16 protein-coding genes and 1 tRNA gene are annotated in these 15535 nt (G+C 70.1%); 6 read left to right on the top strand and 11 right to left on the bottom strand.

The annotated features are described in order from the left end of the window. Positions 1-22 precede the first annotated feature (22 nt). From C1737_RS03590 to cobC, 4 genes are read right to left on the bottom strand one after another with little or no spacing between them, the layout of a single operon-like run. Positions 23-1132 carry a bifunctional RNase H/acid phosphatase gene (locus C1737_RS03590; RefSeq protein ID WP_102417258.1) on the bottom strand — a complete coding sequence of 370 codons (1110 nt, stop codon included), beginning with the start codon at positions 1130-1132 and terminating at the stop codon, positions 23-25. Then, positions 1129-1866, bottom strand: a complete 738-nt coding sequence (locus C1737_RS03585; RefSeq protein WP_102417257.1) for a zinc ribbon domain-containing protein — start codon at positions 1864-1866, stop codon at positions 1129-1131. The genes C1737_RS03590 and C1737_RS03585 overlap by 4 nt, the downstream gene beginning before the upstream one ends. Next, positions 1866-3011, bottom strand: coding sequence for a Nif3-like dinuclear metal center hexameric protein (locus tag C1737_RS03580; RefSeq protein WP_102417256.1), 1146 nt, complete (start codon positions 3009-3011; stop codon positions 1866-1868). The genes C1737_RS03585 and C1737_RS03580 overlap by 1 nt, the downstream gene beginning before the upstream one ends. Next, positions 3008-4036, bottom strand: a complete 1029-nt coding sequence (gene cobC, locus C1737_RS03575) for an Rv2231c family pyridoxal phosphate-dependent protein CobC (RefSeq protein ID WP_102417255.1) — start codon at positions 4034-4036, stop codon at positions 3008-3010. Before cobC ends, C1737_RS03580 begins: the two co-directional genes overlap by 4 nt. A gap of 111 nt (positions 4037-4147) precedes the next feature. Between cobC and C1737_RS03570 the strand changes: the two genes are divergently transcribed. From C1737_RS03570 to C1737_RS03560, 3 genes are read left to right on the top strand one after another with little or no spacing between them, the layout of a single operon-like run. Next, entirely contained in the window at positions 4148-4786 is a 639-nt protein-coding gene (locus C1737_RS03570) for an HAD-IA family hydrolase (RefSeq protein ID WP_102417766.1), read from the top strand. Next, complete coding sequence (locus C1737_RS03565) at positions 4779-5270, top strand: low molecular weight protein-tyrosine-phosphatase (RefSeq protein WP_102417254.1); 492 nt, start codon at positions 4779-4781, stop codon at positions 5268-5270. Before C1737_RS03570 ends, C1737_RS03565 begins: the two co-directional genes overlap by 8 nt. 1 nt (position 5271) lies before the next feature. Next, positions 5272-6102, top strand: coding sequence for an SURF1 family protein (locus tag C1737_RS03560; RefSeq protein WP_068098229.1), 831 nt, complete (start codon positions 5272-5274; stop codon positions 6100-6102). Here C1737_RS03560 and C1737_RS03555 read toward each other — a convergent pair. Beyond that, positions 6084-7028 carry a cobalamin biosynthesis protein gene (locus C1737_RS03555; RefSeq protein WP_102417253.1) on the bottom strand — a complete coding sequence of 315 codons (945 nt, stop codon included), beginning with the start codon at positions 7026-7028 and terminating at the stop codon, positions 6084-6086. The two genes, C1737_RS03560 and C1737_RS03555, sit on opposite strands and share 19 nt — an antisense overlap. 45 nt (positions 7029-7073) lie before the next feature. Further along, positions 7074-7226 carry a hypothetical protein gene (locus C1737_RS26680; RefSeq protein WP_156764355.1) on the bottom strand — a complete coding sequence of 51 codons (153 nt, stop codon included), beginning with the start codon at positions 7224-7226 and terminating at the stop codon, positions 7074-7076. A gap of 76 nt (positions 7227-7302) precedes the next feature. Between C1737_RS26680 and C1737_RS03550 the strand changes: the two genes are divergently transcribed. After that, on the top strand, positions 7303-8118 hold the full coding sequence (locus C1737_RS03550) for an oxygenase MpaB family protein (RefSeq protein ID WP_199182801.1): 816 nt from the start codon (positions 7303-7305) through the stop codon (positions 8116-8118). Here C1737_RS03550 and C1737_RS03545 read toward each other — a convergent pair. The 5 genes from C1737_RS03545 to C1737_RS03525 all read right to left on the bottom strand — a co-directional run bounded on the left by C1737_RS03545 (position 8115) and on the right by C1737_RS03525 (position 11019). Then, complete coding sequence (locus C1737_RS03545) at positions 8115-9236, bottom strand: epoxide hydrolase family protein (RefSeq protein WP_102417764.1); 1122 nt, start codon at positions 9234-9236, stop codon at positions 8115-8117. The genes C1737_RS03550 and C1737_RS03545 overlap by 4 nt on opposite strands. A 95-nt stretch (positions 9237-9331) precedes the next feature. Then, positions 9332-9403, bottom strand: a tRNA-Val gene (locus tag C1737_RS03540). 44 nt (positions 9404-9447) lie between these two features. Continuing rightward, a complete protein-coding gene (locus C1737_RS03535) occupies positions 9448-9909 on the bottom strand; it encodes a peroxiredoxin (protein ID WP_102417252.1) in 462 nt (153 codons plus the stop codon). Then, the gene (locus C1737_RS03530; protein WP_067921490.1) at positions 9909-10331 is read right to left on the bottom strand and encodes a DUF3052 domain-containing protein; all 423 of its coding nucleotides are present in this window, start codon (positions 10329-10331) and stop codon (positions 9909-9911) included. The genes C1737_RS03535 and C1737_RS03530 overlap by 1 nt, the downstream gene beginning before the upstream one ends. A 106-nt stretch (positions 10332-10437) precedes the next feature. Beyond that, on the bottom strand, positions 10438-11019 hold the full coding sequence (locus tag C1737_RS03525) for a hypothetical protein (protein ID WP_068092627.1): 582 nt from the start codon (positions 11017-11019) through the stop codon (positions 10438-10440). A 182-nt stretch (positions 11020-11201) separates the two neighbouring features. Here C1737_RS03525 and aceE point away from each other — a divergent pair, with 182 nt between their 5' ends. Both aceE and C1737_RS03515 read left to right on the top strand, forming a co-directional pair. Beyond that, positions 11202-13991, top strand: coding sequence for a pyruvate dehydrogenase (acetyl-transferring), homodimeric type (aceE, locus tag C1737_RS03520; protein WP_068092628.1), 2790 nt, complete (start codon positions 11202-11204; stop codon positions 13989-13991). A 145-nt stretch (positions 13992-14136) separates the two neighbouring features. Next, on the top strand, positions 14137-15465 hold the full coding sequence (locus C1737_RS03515) for a CdaR family transcriptional regulator (RefSeq protein ID WP_102417251.1): 1329 nt from the start codon (positions 14137-14139) through the stop codon (positions 15463-15465). Positions 15466-15535: the final 70 nt, after the last annotated feature.

The following is a 15535-nucleotide window of genomic DNA, read 5'->3' as shown; positions in this document are numbered from 1 at the left end:
GACGTCTCCTCACACCTGGTGGTTAAAGGTAGCCGGTCTGGTTCACCAGACGCACGGAGGACGCACCGTCGGGATAGAACTCGGCGATGCTCAGCGACGCGAGGTCGAGGTGCAGCCGGTACAGGATGCCCGGCCCCGCCTCCAGCGCCAGCCGCAGCAGCATCTTGATCGGCGTCACGTGGGACACCACCAGCACCGTCGTGCCCTCGTGCGCGGCGATGATGCGTTCGCGCGCCCGGACGACCCGGTCGAGCACGTCGTCGAAGCTTTCCCCGCCCGGCGGCGTGGTCCCGGTGTCACGCAGCCAGCGGCCGTGCAGCTCCGGGTCGCGCTCGGCGGCCTCGCCGAAGGTCAGCCCCTCCCAGGCGCCGAAATCGGTTTCGATCAGATCGTCGTCGACGGTCACGTCCAGGCCGAGCGCCTTGGCGGCCCGGGCCGCGGTGTCGTACGCCCGCTGCAGCGGCGAGGCGAACACCGCGGAGATCCCGCCACGCTGCGCCAGATAACGCGCCGCGGCATCGGCCTGCCGCAGACCCACTTCGGTGAGACCCGGGTTGCCGCGGCCGGAGTAGCGACGCTGCACCGAGAGCTCGGTCTGGCCGTGCCGCAGCAACAGCAGCCTGGTCGGGGTGCCGCGCGCACCGGTCCAGCCGGGAGCCTGCGGTGATTGCGGCGCGGCGGTTTTCGCGGGCTCGGCCGCAGGTCGCGGGGTTTCCTGCGCCGGGTCGCCGAAGGCGGCATCCATCGCCTCGTTGGCCAGCCGATCGGCGTAGGAGTTGCGGTCCCGCGGAATCCACGTGTAGTCGATCCGCTCGAACCGCGCCGCCAGGTTTCGGGCCTGCCCGTGCAGTTCGATGAGGTCGGGGTGCTTGACCTTCCACCGGCCCGACATCTGCTCCACCAACAGCTTGGAATCCAAGAAGACCGCGGCCTCGGTGGCGCCGAGCTCGAGCGCGTCGCCCAAACCGGCCAGCAGGCCGCGATATTCGGCCACGTTGTTGGTCGCCCGGCCGATGGCCTGCTTGGCCTCCGCCAGCACCGTCGAGCGGTCCGCGGTCCACACCACGGCGCCGTAGCCGGCCGGGCCGGGGTTGCCGCGCGACCCGCCGTCGGCCTCGATCACCACTTTCACTGGTCGAGCCCCTTGACCCGCAACAGGATCGCGCCACACTCCGGGCAGCGCACCACGTCGTCCTCGGCGGCGGCGGAGATCCGGGACAACTCACCCCGGTCGATCTCGAGCCGGCAGGCACCGCACCGGCGCCCCAGCAACGGCCCGGCACCCGGCCCTCCCCCGGCGCGCTGCCGTTCGTAGAGCGCGGAGAGGGCGGGGTCCAACGCCGCACTCAGCGTGTCGCGGCGCGACGAATATTCCTGGCGGGCGTCGCCGATTTCGGCGAGCGCGGTATCGAGAGCCTCTTGGGCGCCGGCCAATTCGGCCTCCAGCGCCTCGACCTTGCGCTGCGCATCGTCCAACTGGGACTGCAGCTCCTCGCGGCGTTCCATCACGTCCAGCAGGGAATCCTCCAGGCTGGCCTGGCGCCGCGTCAGGGTCTCCAGCTCGTGCTGCAGATCCGACAGTTGCTTCGCGTCGGGCGTACCGGACTGCAGCAACGACCGGTCCCGGTCTTCGCGCTTCCGGACCGCCTCGATTTCGGACTCCAATCGCGACACGTGGATATCGATGTCCTCCAACGCGATTCGAATGGCGCCCACGCGGTCACCGGCGACGTTGAGTTCACCCTGGACCCGCTCAAGGGCCTGTTGCTCCGCGAGATGGCCGGCCCGGTGCGTGATGCGGGCCAGCTCGGCGTCCAGCTTCGACAGCTCGAGCAGCGAACGCTGCTGCGCGATTTCGGCCTTCATCACTGCTCACTCCCGATCTCGTCGTCGCACTGCCCCATGTTCCAGGGGTCGGTGCGGATGGTGCACACCCGCACCGACAGGGCCGCACCAAAATGGGACCGCAGCAGGTCGGCAGCCTGGTCGCACCACGGAAACTCGCTCGCCCAGTGCGCCACGTCGATCAACGCCACGCCGGAGCCCCGGCCATGCTCGTCGGCCGGATGATGCCGCAGGTCGGCCGTGACGTAGGCCTGCACGCCGGCGCCGGCCGCGGTCCCCAGCAGCGAATCCCCGGCGCCACCGCAGACCGCGACCCGGGAGACCGGCATGTCGGGGTCGCCCGCCGCGCGGACGCCCCACGCCGTCCGCGGCAGGGCTGCGCCGACGCGGGACACGAAGTCGCGCAGCGGCTCGGGCCGGGGCAGGGTGCCGATGCGGCCCAACCCGGCGTCGCCGGGCAGGGGCAGCAACGCGAAGACGTCGAATGCCGGCTCCTCGTAGGGATGGGCGGCGCGCATCGCCGCCAGCACGGCGGGCCGGATCCGCGCGGGAGCGATGACCTCGAACCGGTCTTCGGCCACCTGCTCGACGGTTCCGACGCTGCCCACCGCGGGCGACGCACCTTCGTGCGGCAGGAACTGCCCGATGCCGCCGACGGTCCAGCTGCAGTGCGAATAGTCGCCGATGTGTCCGGCGCCGGCCTCGAAGACGGCCGCCCGCACCGCGTCCGCGTGCTCGCGCGGCACGTAGATCACCCACTTGTCGAGGTCGGGGGCGGCCGTTCGCGGCTCCAGGGCCGCTTCCACGGTCAGGCCGAGCGCCTGGGCCAGCGCGTCGGACACCCCCGGTGAGGCGGAGTCGGCGTTGGTGTGCGCGGTGAACAGCGAACGCCCCGTTCGGATCAGGCGGTGCACCAGCGCGCCCTTGGGGGTGCTGGCCGCCACCGTGTCGACCCCCCGCAGCAGCAGCGGGTGGTGGGCCAGCAGCAGGCCGCCCTCGGGAACTTCGCCGACCACCGCCGGCGTCGCGTCGACCGCGACGGTCACCGACTCCAGCGCATCGTCGGGGTCGCCGCACACCAGGCCCACCGAGTCCCACGATTCGGCCAGCCGCGGCGGGTAGGCCTCGTCCAGCACGCCGATGACGTCGGCCAGCCGCACGCTCATCGGAGCGCCTCCGCAATCGCCTGGACCAGCAGCGGCCACTCCCGGCGTACCGCGGCCCGCAGATAGCGCTCGTCCAAGCCGACGAAAGTATCACAGCGGCGGATGGCAATCCCCCTGTCCCGCAGGCTCTTTCGAATCAAGCCGGCGTCCGGCATGCGGAACAGCACGAATGGGGCCCGACCGTCGACCACCTCGGCGCCCACCGACGTCAGCCCGGCCACCATCTCGGTGCGCAGCTCCGCCAACCGCACCGCACCGGCCGCCGCTTCGGCGACGGCCTGCCGGCCGCAACATGCCCCGATGGCCGTCAGTTGCAGCGTCCCCAGCGGCCAGTGCGCACGCTGAGTCGTCAAGCGGGTCAACACCTCCGGCGAGCCCAGGGCGTAGCCCACCCGCAGCCCGGCCAGCGCCCACGTCTTGGTCAGGCTGCGCAGCACCAGCACGTCGGGCAGCGAGGCACCGGCCAGCGACTCCGGTTCCCCGGGAATGGAATCCGCGAACGCCTCGTCGACCACCAGGATCCGCCCTGGCCGGCGCAACGCGAGCAGCTGCTCGCGGCTGTGCAACACCGACGTGGGGTTGGTCGGGTTGCCCACCACCACCAGGTCGGCGTCGTCGGGTATGGTCACGCCCTCCAGGCCGAATGGCGGCTCGAGCACGACGTGGTGCACAGGCACGCCGGCGGCCCTGAGCGCGTCCGCCGGCTCGGTGAACGAGGGCGCGACGACGGCCGCCCGCGCCGGACGCAGGTTGGGCAACAACGCGAACCCCTCCGCCGCGCCCGCCAGCGGGAGCACCTCGTCGGCGGCGCGGCCATGCCGCTCGGCGACCGCGTCCTGCGCCGCGCGCACGTCCTGGGCGCTGGGATAGCGCGCCAGATCGGTCAGCCGCGCGGCCAGCCGCCCCATCAGCCACTCGGTCGGTTGCGCGTGCCGGACGTTCACGGCGAAATCCAGCATCCCGGGTGCGACGGCCTGATCACCGTGATAGCGCACCCCAGGCGGGGTCAGGTTCAGACTCGCCATCCGAGAAACACTAGTGGGCGGCGTCCGGGCTCAGCAGCGACACCGTCACACCCGGCCCGGCCCATCGAGGACAATGGTGAGGTGACAGGCACAATCTTGACGGCCCAGCTGGTGATCTTCGACCTCGACGGCACGCTCACCGACTCCGCGGAGGGCATCGTGGCCAGCTTCCTGCACGCACTCGACCATGTCGGGGTCGCGGTGCCCGACGGCGACCTGGTGGCGCGGATCGTGGGGCCGCCGATGGACGACACCTTCCGCACCATGCTGGGCGAGGACGCCGAGCCGGCGATCGCCGCCTTCCGCGCCGAATACGGCAGCCGGGGCTGGGCGATGAACACCCTGTTCGAGGGCATCGAGCCGCTGCTGGCCGACCTGAAGGCCGCCGGTGTCCGGCTGGCCGTGGCGACCTCGAAGCTGGAACCGACGGCCCGGCGCATCCTGGCCCATTTCGGGCTCGATCAGCATTTCGAGGTGATCGCCGGGGCAAGCCCGGACGGCTCCCGCAAGACCAAGGTCGAGGTGCTCGCGCACGCGCTCGAACAGCTGCAACCGCTGCCCGAGCGGGTGCTCATGGTCGGCGACCGCAGCCACGACGTGCACGGCGCGGCCGCCCACGGCATCGACACCGTGGTGGTGGGCTGGGGTTACGGGCGCGACGACTTCCCCGCCGGCGCGGCGGCGGCCGGGTCCACGGCGGTGACGCACGCCGCGACCATCGACGAGCTGCGGGCGGTGCTGGGTGTCTGAGTCGCTGCACGTCACGTTCGTCTGCACGGGCAACATCTGCCGGTCGGTGATGGCCGAGAAGATGTTCGCCGACCAGCTGCGCCGCCGCGGCCTGGCCGACGCCGTGCGGGTGACCAGCGCGGGCACCGGCAACTGGCACGTCGGCGAATGCGCCGACGACCGGGCGGCCGACGTGCTGCGCGCCCACGGCTACTCCGCCGAGCACCGCGCCGCCCAGGTCGACGCCGACCATCTGGCGGCCGACCTGGTGGTGGCGCTGGGCCGCAACCACCTGCGGATGCTGCGCGAGCTGGGCGTAGACGGGGAGCGGGTGCGGATGCTGCGGTCCTTCGATCCGCGTTCGGGCGCCCACGCCTTCGACGTGGAGGACCCCTACTACGGGGACGCGCAGGACTTCGAAGACGTGTTCACCGTCATCGAGGCCTCGCTGCCCGGCCTGCACGCCTGGGTCGACGAGCGACTCGCCCGCAACGGGTCCGGTTGACATGCGTCGGCTGGCATTCCTGCTGCGGCCGGGCTGGATCGCACTGGCGCTGGTGGTCGTCGCCTTCACCTACCTGTGCTTCACGGTGCTGGCGCCCTGGCAGCTGGGCAAGCACAACCGGACGTCGCAGGAGAACCGCCAGATCGAGTATTCCCTCAACACCGAGCCCGTTGCGCTGAAAACACTGTTGCCGCAGCAGGATTCGTCCGCCCCGAACGCGCAGTGGCGCCGCGTCACGGCGACGGGGCACTACCTGCCCGACGTCCAGGTGCTGGCCCGGTTGCGGGTGATCGAGGGCAAGCCGGCGTACGAGGTGCTGGCGCCCTTCGTCGTCGACGGCGGACCCACCGTCCTGGTCGACAGGGGCTACGTCCGGCCCGAGCAGGGATCCCACGTCCCGCCGATCCCTCGCCCGCCCCGCGACACCGTCACCGTCACCGCCCGGCTGCGCGATTCCGAGGCCGTCGCCACCGGCAAAGAGCCCCTCACCGAAGACGGTGCGCTGCAGGTGTATTCGATCAACACGGGGCAGGTGTCGGCGCTCACCAAGGTCCCGCTCGCCGGGTCGTATCTTCAGTTGACCGAGGACCAGCCCGGCGGGCTCGGGGTCATCGGCGTGCCGCACCTGGACGCCGGCCCGTTCCTGTCCTACGGGATCCAGTGGATTTCCTTCGGTATCGTCGCCCCGCTCGGCTTGGGTTACTTCGCGTACTCCGAGCTCCGCGCCCGCCGCCGGGAAAAGGAACAGCGACCGGCGGAGGGGCCGGCGGCGCAGCAGGCCCCGACGACCGTGGAGGCCAAACTCGCCGACCGCTACGGCCGGCGCCGGTAACACAGCGCCCCGGCCAGCAGCGCCGCGCCCGCCTGCACCAAGCGCGACAGCGCCACCGCGCGGCGCAGGTCGGCCACCGTCGGCTCGTGGCCGTCACCCAGCGTGGGCCGAATCTGCAGCTCGTGACGGTACTGGGTGGGCCCGCCCAGCCGCACCCCGAGCGCCCCGGCGAAGGCCGCCTCGACCACGCCGGCGTTGGGGCTGGGGTGACGGGCGGCGTCCCGACGCCAGGCCCGCACCGCCCCCGACGGTGACCCGCTGACGAAGGGCGCGAACGCCACCACCAGCGCCGCGGTCACCCGCGCGCCCACATAGTTGGCCGCGTCGTCCAATTTCGCTGCGCCCCAACCGAATCGGGCATAGCGCGCCGATCGGTAACCGATCATCGAGTCCAGCGTGTTGATGCCGCGGTACGCCAGCACCCCGGGCGCCCCGCCGACAGCCGCGCACAGCAGTGGCGCCACCTGGGCGTCGGAAGTGTTTTCCGCGACCGATTCCAGCGACGCACGGGTCAGGCCGGGGCCGTCCAGCCAGGCCGGGTCGCGCCCGCACAGCGCCGGCAGCAGCCGGCGCGCGGCTTCGATGTCTCCGCGTGCCAGCAGGTCCGACATCTCCAGGCCGGTGCGCGCCAGCGTGGTTCCACCCACCGAGACCCAGGTGGCCGCGGCGGTAACCGCGATCGAGGCGGGCCGGCCGGCGCGGTCGGCGGTGCGTTGCAGCGCGGCGCCGAGCAATCCCACCGCCCCGACCAGGGCGCCGACGTGCAGCACGCCGGCTGCCCGGCTGTCGCGGTAGGTCACCTGCTCCAGCCCCGCGGCGAGTCGGCCGAACGCCGCGACCGGATGCCCCCTCGCCGGGTCGCCGAGCGCGACGTCGGCCAGATATCCGGCCAGCACGCCGGCCAGCCGGGTCCGCGTCGCAACCACCCCGGCAGCGTCTCACAACGCAGCCGTCGCGACGACAAGCGCTGCCTAGGCCATGGCGAAGATGCCCGCGACGATCACCGCGGCGATCAGCACGACGATCACCCACCACATCAGGAGGGATGACTCGAACGCGCCCGCCGTTGCGGTCGCCCGGTGGCGCGCCGGGCCGGTGGCCGAGACGCCGAATTGGGTGCTCATCTGGCTAGGCGTGCCCGTTTTCAGGCGGATGTAACGTCCGGGACGTGGTTGACTCGAAGCCATGGCGTCGTCCGCGATGAAGCGGCCCGCGACCCGGGTTGCCGACCTGCTAAACCCGGCGGCGCTGCTGTTGCCGGCCGCGAACGTGATCATGCAGTTGTCCCTGCCCGGCGTCGGTTACGGCGTGCTGGAGAGCCCGGTGGACAGCGGCAACGTCTACAGGCATCCGTTCAAGCGGGCCCGCACCACCGGCACCTACCTGGCGGCCGCCACCATCGGCACCGAGTCCGACCGCGCGTTGATCCGAGGCGCGGTGGACACCGTGCACCGGCAGGTCCATTCCACGTCGTCGAGCCCGGTGTCCTACAACGCTTTTGACCCCAAACTGCAGCTGTGGGTGGCGTCGTGCCTGTACCGCTATTTCGTCGACCAGTACGAGTTCCTGTACGGCCCCCTCGACGACGACGCTGCCGACGCCGTGTATCTCGACGCCAGGCGGCTGGGCACCACGCTGCAGGTGCCCGAACGCATGTGGCCGCCGGACCGGGCGGCGTTCGACGAGTACTGGAAGCGCTCGCTCGACGAGCTGCGCATCGCCCCGCCGGTGCGGGAGCACCTGCGCGGCGTGGCGTCGCTGGCCTTCCTGCCGTGGCCGTTGCGCGTGCTGGCCGGCCCGTTCAATCTGTTCGCGACGACGGGGTTTTTGGCTCCGGAGTTTCGCGCCTTGATGCGGCTGGACTGGTCGCAGGCACAGCAGCGTCGGTTCGGGTGGCTGCTGTCCGCACTGCGGCTGGCGGACCTCTTCCTGCCGCGCGGGACCTGGATACTTGGCTACCGGATCTACTTGTGGGACATGCGCTTTCGGGCGCGACGCGGCTGGCGGATCGTCTAGCGCCGCACGGTCGCGAAGAACGCGCGCACGTCCTCGACGAACAGCTCCGGTTGCTCGAAGGCGGCGAAGTGTCCGCCGCGGTCCATGGTCGTCCAATGCGTGATGTTGTAGACCGGCTCGCACCACGACCGCGGGGCGCCCAGGATCTCTTTGGGGAAAGCCGCGACCCCGGTGGGTAATTCGACGCGACCCAGCTGCCCCCAGGCCCTGAAGCTCTCCCAGTACAGCCGGGCCGAGGACGCGCCGGTGTCGGTCACCCAATAGACCATGACGTTGTCGAGAAGCTCGTCTCGGGTGAACACGTTTTCGGGATGGCCGTCGCAATCGGCCCACGCCCAGAACTTCTCGACGATCCACGCCAGCTGCCCCACCGGCGAATCGGCCAGCCCGTAACCCAGCGTCTGCGGCCGGGTCGACTGCTGCTTGGAATAGCCGGTGCCCCACTCGCGGTGCTCAGCCAACGCGGCCAGCACCCGCTGCTCTTCTTCCGTCGGATTCTTCAGGGATTCCGGCGCGGGCCGCCCGATCGGCATGTTGAGGTGGATCGCCGCGCAGTGGCCCTGGTTTCGGCCGATCTGCGTCGTCACGGCGGCGCCCCAGTCGCCGCCCTGGGCGCCGTAGCGGTCGTAGCCCAGGCGCAGCATCAGCGCCTCCCAGGCGTCGGCGATCCTCTCCACGCCCCAGCCCGTGCGGGTGGGTTTGCCGGAGAATCCGTACCCCGGTAGCGACGGGCAGATCACGTGGAAGGCGTCCTCGGCGCGCCCGGACGCCGGATTGGTCAGCGGCTCGATCACCTTGTGGAACTCGACGATCGAGCCGGGCCAGCCGTGGGTGATCAGCAGCGGGAACGCGCCGTCGTGCGGGGAGCGCTGGTGAATGAAATGAATGTCGAGCCCGTCGATCTCGGTGGTGAATTGGTCGAAGCGGTTGAGCCCGGCTTCGCGTGAGCGCCAGTCGTATTCGTCGGCCCAATAGCCGGCCAGGTCGCGGGTGTAGGCCAGCGGCATGCCCTGGCTCCAGTCGTCCACGCATTCGGCCTCCGGCCAGCGGGTGCGAGCCAGGCGCGAGCGCAGGTCGTCCAGGACGTCGTCGGGCACGTCGATGCGAAACGGTTCCACGGGTTCATCGTTCACGCCGCGAGCGTAACGCCACGGCGAAAATCGGGGCCGAAAGTCGCCGTGGCGTTACGCTCGCGAATCCCGGACAAGATGAGTGGGCGCGGACGGTATCGAACCGCCGACCGCTGGTGTGTAAAACCAGAGCTCTACCACTGAGCTACGCGCCCGTGCCCCGGGGAGGCTACACGCCCCAAGCCCGAGCACCCAAAACTCAGTCCCGCAAAGCCGCCAGCGCGTCGGTCCACAGCCCCTGGTTGCGGGATTCGCCGGGCTGTTTGCACTCGGCGAACCGGATGATGCCGGTGCGGTCGATCACGAAGGTGCCGCGGTTGGGGTACCCGGCCTCGTCGTTGAACACGCCATAGGCCTGGCTGACCTCGCCGTGCGGCCAGAAGTCCGACAGCACCGGAAAGGTGAACCCGCTCTCCAGCGACCAGATCCGGTGCGTGGGCGGCGGCCCCACGGAGATGGCCAGCGCCGCGCTGTCGTCGTTCTCGAAGTCGGGCAGGTGATCGCGCAGCTGATCCAGCTCGCCCTGGCAGATGCCGGTGAAGGCGAGCGGGAAGAACACCAGCAAGACGTTCTTGGCGCCGCGGTAGGTGCTCAGGGTGACCCGCTGTTGGTTCTGGTCGCGCAGTGTGAAGTCCGGGGCGGTGGCGCCGACGGGCAGCATCAACGCTTCCCGGTTCGGGACTTCGGCTGCACCAGCCGGCTGGCGCTCCAATCGCCCAAGTTCACCGACGAGGTCGGCATCAGGCCGGCGGTGGGCGCGGCCTCGGCGATCTCGGCCGGCAGCACGTGGCCGGGCTTGCCGGTCTTGGGCGTCAGCACCCAGATCACGCCGTCCTCGGCCAGCGGGCTGATCGCATCCATCAGGGTGTCCACCAGGTCGCCGTCCCCGTCACGCCACCACAGCAGCACGACGTCGACCACCTCGTCGGTGTCCTCATCGAGCAAATCACCGCCGCACGCTTCCTCGACGTCAGCGCGGATCTCGTCGTCGGTGTCCTCGTCCCAGCCCCATTCCTGGACAACTTGGTCTCGTTGGATGCCCAGTTTGCGGGCGTAGCCCGGGGCGTGATCCGCCGCGACCACCGTGGAGCCTCCTTGCATCTCTCCGCAAGCCATCTGCGCGCTCTGCGATTGGGGATTATCGTCGCACAGCCACAACCCGGTCGTCACTCGCGCCTCACCAGGCGCCTCAGAAGGACGCCAGGCAGAGTTTCAGCGCCTTCGTCTTGGCGTCGTTGAGCCGGTCCACCCGCCGATTGAATTCCCCCGTCGGCGCGTGGGTGCCGATCGCGTTGGCCACGCCGCGGGCGGCGTCGATGTAGGCGTTGAACGCGTCCTTCAGCTGCTGGGACAGCGCATCGTTGAAGCTGCTGCCCACGGTGTCGGCGCTGCTGTTCAGCGCGTCGATGGCCGGCCCTTCCGTGGGGCCGGTGCCGCGGCCCGCGTTGAAGGCGCCGACGAAGACGTTCACCTTGTCGATCGCGTCCTTGCTGGAGGTGGCCAGCGTGTCGCACGACGTGCGCACCGCCCGGGTGGTCAGCGACTGCTGCCGCTGCGACTCGCGCACGCGCGACGTCGCGGAGGAGGCCGACACCGACGCCGACACCGACTGACGATAGGCCGGGGCCACCTGGGTGTCGGGGGTGGCCGTCCCGTTGGTGACGCTGGTACACCCCACGATCCCCATCAGCGTCGCCGCGATACATCCGAGCGCCAGAGCGCCTCGCCTGGGGAAGCTCCCCGCAGGGACGGCACGCCATCCGATGAGCACGCCCTGACGTTACCGGGTGCCTTTGCCGAAAGTCCCGCCACGCACGCGTTCGTGTCGGCCCGGTGAACCCGCGTCGGCTACCGGACGTCGGCTGGCCCCGCCACAGGCGGGTGCGGCACGATAGAGGGAGACGGTGCGCAGCACCCGAGGGCATATCCCCCGCCAACTACAGGAGCAGTGCGTTGACAACCGAGTTCGCGCGCCACGATCTGGCCAAATCCCCTAGCAGCGCAAGCGAACCCGACCGGGTTCGGGTGATCCGCGAAGGTGTCGCGTCGTACCTGCCCGACATCGACCCCGAAGAGACCTCGGAGTGGCTGGAGTCGTTCGACGACCTGCTGGAGCGCTCCGGGCCGGCGCGGGCGCGGTATCTGATGCTGCGACTGCTGGAACGGGCCGGCGAGCAGCGTGTCGCCATTCCGTCGCTGACGTCAACCGATTACGTCAACACCATCCCGACGGAGCTGGAGCCGTGGTTCCCCGGCGACGAGGACGTCGAACGGCGCTTCCGGGCGTGGATCCGGTGGAACGCCGCGATCATGGTGCACCGCGCCCAGCGGCCGGGAGTCGGCGTCGGTGGCCACATTTCGACCTACGCGTCGTCGGCGGCGCTCTACGAGGTCGGCTTCAACCACTTCTTCCGGGGCAAATCGCATCCCGGCGGCGGCGACCAGGTTTTCATCCAGGGCCACGCCTCGCCTGGGATCTATGCGCGCGCCTTCCTCGAGGGCCGGCTCAGCGAGGATCGGCTGGACGGCTTCCGCCAGGAACACAGCCACGCCGGGGGCGGGTTGCCGTCCTATCCGCACCCGCGGCTGATGCCCGACTTCTGGGAGTTCCCCACCGTCTCGATGGGGCTGGGCCCGCTCAACGCCATCTACCAGGCGCGGTTCAACCACTACCTGCACGACCGGGGCATCAAGGACACCTCCGACCAGCACGTGTGGTGTTTTCTGGGCGACGGCGAGATGGACGAGCCCGAGAGCCGGGGAATGTTGCATGTCGGGGCACTCGAGGGCCTGGACAACCTGACATTCGTGATCAACTGCAACCTGCAGCGGCTCGACGGCCCGGTGCGCGGCAACGGCAAGATCATCCAGGAGCTGGAGTCGTTCTTCCGCGGGGCGGGCTGGAACGTCATCAAGGTGGTGTGGGGCCGCGAGTGGGACGCCCTGCTGCACGCCGACCGCGACGGCGCGCTGGTCAACCTGATGAACACCACCCCCGACGGTGACTACCAGACGTACAAGGCCAACGACGGCGCCTACGTGCGGGACCACTTCTTCGGCCGCGACCCGCGCACCAAGGCGCTGGTGGAGAACATGACCGACGCCGAGATCTGGAACCTCAAGCGCGGGGGCCACGACTACCGCAAGGTGTACGCCGCCTACCGGGCCGCCATCGACCACAAGGGCCAGCCGACGGTGATCCTGGCCAAGACCATCAAGGGCTACTCGCTGGGTGCGCACTTCCAGGGCCGCAACGCCACCCATCAGATGAAAAAGCTTGCGCTGGAAGACCTTAAGCACTTCCGGGACTCGATGCGGATCCCGATCAGCGATGCGCAGCTGGACGAGAATCCCTACCTGCCGCCCTACTACCACCCCGGTCCGGACGCGCCGGAGATCCGCTACATGCTCGACCGTCGCCGCACCCTGGGCGGCTTCCTGCCCGAGCGCCGCACCAAGGCCAAGGCGCTCAAGCTTCCCCCGCGTGACATCTACGCCCCGCTGAAGAAGGGGTCGGGCACCCAGGAGGTCGCCACCACCATGGCGACGGTGCGGACCTTCAAGGAAGTGTTGCGGGACAAGGAGGTTGGCCCACGGATCGTGCCGATCATCCCCGACGAGGCGCGCACGTTCGGCATGGACTCGTGGTTCCCGTCGCTGAAGATCTACAACCGCCTGGGCCAGCTGTACACCGCCGTGGACGCCGAGCTGATGCTGGCCTACAAGGAGAGCGCAACCGGGCACATCCTGCACGAGGGCATCAGCGAGGCGGGGTCGGTGGGCTCGTTCATCGCGGCCGGCACCTCGTACGCCACGCACAACGAGCCGATGATCCCGATCTACATCTTCTATTCGATGTTCGGCTTCCAGCGCACCGGCGACGGCCTGTGGGCCGCCGCCGACCAGATGGCCCGCGGCTTCCTGCTGGGGGCCACCGCGGGGCGCACCACGCTGACCGGCGAGGGTCTGCAGCACGCCGACGGCCACTCGCTGCTGCTGGCGAGCACCAATCCGGCGGTGGTGGCCTACGACCCGGCGTTCGCCTACGAGATCGCCTACATCGTCGAGAGCGGGCTGGCGCGGATGTTCGGCGACGACCCCGAGGACGTGTACTTCTACATCACGATCTACAACGAGCCGTACGTGCAGCCGCCGGAGCCGGAGCACTTCGATCCCGAGGGCGTGCTGCGCGGCATCTACCGCTACCGTCCCGCCACCGAACAGCGCGCGAACACGGCGCACATCCTGGCCTCCGGCGTGGCGATGCCGTCTGCGCTGCAGGCGGCCGAGATGCTGGCCGCCGAGTGGGACGTCGCCGCCGACGTCTGGTCGGTGACCAGCTGGGGCGAACTGAACCGCGACGGCGTGGCCGTCGAGAAGGCGAAGCTGCGCTACCCCGACCGGCCGGCCGGCACCGCCTACGTGACCCAGGCCCTGGCGAACGCCAGCGGCCCGGTGATCGCGGTCTCGGACTGGATGCGCGCCGTCCCGGAGCAGATCCGGCCGTGGGTGCCCAACACGTTCGTCACCCTGGGCACCGACGGTTTCGGTTTCTCGGACACCCGGCCCGCCGCGCGGCGTTACTTCAACACCGACGCCGAGTCGCAGGTGGTCGCGGTGCTGGAGGCGTTGGCGCGCGACGGCGAGATCGACCCCTCGGTTCCCGTCGCGGCCGCGCGCCAGTACAAGATCGACGACGTACAGGCCGCGCCCGAGCAGACGTCCGACCCCGGCGTGGCCTAGCGGGCCAGCGCCTTCTGCCGAGCGTGAAGCTACCTTCACGTTCGGCGCCGAGCGTGAAGCTACCTTCACGCTCGCGGCTCCTCGGACAGCCAAAACACCCCACCCTTTGGCGAATCCTTCTAGAAAAGTGGCGTAGGTTTTAGGGGTGAATGACAACCCGTTCGCCGGCCCGTTCGCCAAGCAGCCCCGGTCTCCACTCGAGCTGCTGGACACGGTGCCGGATTCCGTGCTGCGCCGGCTCAAGCAGTACTCCGGCCGGCTGGCCACCGAAGCCGTCTCGGTGATGCAGGACCGGTTGCCGTTCTTCGCCGACCTGGAAGCCTCGCAGCGGGCCAGCGTGGCGTTGGTGGTGCAGACGTCCATCAACAACTTCGTCGAGTGGATGCAGGACCCGCACAGCAACGTCAGCTACACCGCCCAGGCCTTCGAGCTGGTGCCCCAGGACCTGGCCCGCCGGATCGCGTTGCGGCACAGCGTCGACATGGTGCGCGTCACGATGGAGTTCTTCGAGGAGGTGCTGCCGCTGGTGGCCCGCTCCGAGGATCAGTTGACCGCGCTGACCGTGGGCGTGTTGAAGTACAGCCGCGACCTGGCGTTCACCGCCGCGTCGGCCTACGCCAACGCGGCCGAGGCGCGCGGCACCTGGGACAGCCGGATGGAGGCCAGCGTGGTCGACGCGGTGGTCCGCGGCGACACCGGCCCCGAGCTGCTGTCCCGGGCCGCCGCGCTGAACTGGGACACCACCGCCCCGGCCACCGTCGTGGTCGGGGCTCCAGCACCCGGACGTGACGGCACCACCGGGCCGGGCGACAGCCAGCGGGCCAGCCAGCACGTCCGCGACATCGCCGCACGGCACGGCCGCGCGGCCCTCACGGACGTGCACGGCACCTGGCTGGTCGCCATCGTGTCGGGCCAACTGTCGCCAACCGACAAATTCCTCGGCGAACTGCTGAACGCGTTCTCCGACGGGCCCGTGGTCATCGGACCGACGGCGCCGATGCTGACCGCGGCGTACCACAGCGCCAGCGAGGCGATTTCCGGGATGAACGCCGTCGGCGGCTGGCGGGGGGCGCCGCGGCCAGTGCTGGCGCGGGAGCTCCTGCCCGAACGCGCCCTGATGGGGGACTCCTCGGCCATCGTGGCGTTGCACACCGACGTCATGGGGCCGCTGGCCGACGCGGGGCCCACGCTCATCGAGACTCTTGACGCTTACTTAGATTGTGGCGGCGCGATTGAAGCTTGTGCCAGAAAGTTGTTCGTTCATCCAAACACAGTGCGCTACCGGCTCAAGCGGATCACCGACTTCACCGGACGCGATCCCACCCAGCCCCGCGACGCATACGTGCTGCGAGTGGCGGCGACCGTCGGGCAGCTCAACTACCCCACCGCCCCCGCCAGCGTCGCCACCAAACCGATGCCTCCCGTTCCGCTGCCGGTCAGGGCGGCTATCGGGGGGCAATCCGACTCAGAGTGACCCAGGCCACAGGTCGCGGCACGGTATCGAACACGTAGCTTACGGAGCTATTTTGTGGGGACTACACAAA

The sequence above is a fragment of the Mycobacterium sp. 4858 genome, from assembly GCF_900240975.1.
Lineage (GTDB): Bacteria > Actinomycetota > Actinomycetes > Mycobacteriales > Mycobacteriaceae > Mycobacterium.
This window is presented reverse-complemented; position numbering and strand designations above follow the sequence as displayed.

What these genes read in the sequence shown, in the direction of transcription:
- C1737_RS03585 (WP_102417257.1), bottom strand. Translation starts at nt 1,866, where the DNA reads ATGAAGGCCGAAATCGCGCAGCAGCGTTCGCTGCTCGAGCTGTCGAAG.
- C1737_RS03580 (WP_102417256.1), bottom strand. Translation starts at nt 3,011, where the DNA reads ATGAGCGTGCGGCTGGCCGACGTCATCGGCGTGCTGGACGAGGCCTAC.
- cobC (WP_102417255.1), bottom strand. Translation starts at nt 4,036, where the DNA reads ATGGCGAGTCTGAACCTGACCCCGCCTGGGGTGCGCTATCACGGTGAT.
- C1737_RS03560 (WP_068098229.1), top strand. Translation starts at nt 5,272, where the DNA reads ATGCGTCGGCTGGCATTCCTGCTGCGGCCGGGCTGGATCGCACTGGCG.
- C1737_RS26680 (WP_156764355.1), bottom strand. Translation starts at nt 7,226, where the DNA reads ATGAGCACCCAATTCGGCGTCTCGGCCACCGGCCCGGCGCGCCACCGG.
- C1737_RS03550 (WP_199182801.1), top strand. Translation starts at nt 7,303, where the DNA reads ATGAAGCGGCCCGCGACCCGGGTTGCCGACCTGCTAAACCCGGCGGCG.
- C1737_RS03535 (WP_102417252.1), bottom strand. Translation starts at nt 9,909, where the DNA reads ATGCTGCCCGTCGGCGCCACCGCCCCGGACTTCACACTGCGCGACCAG.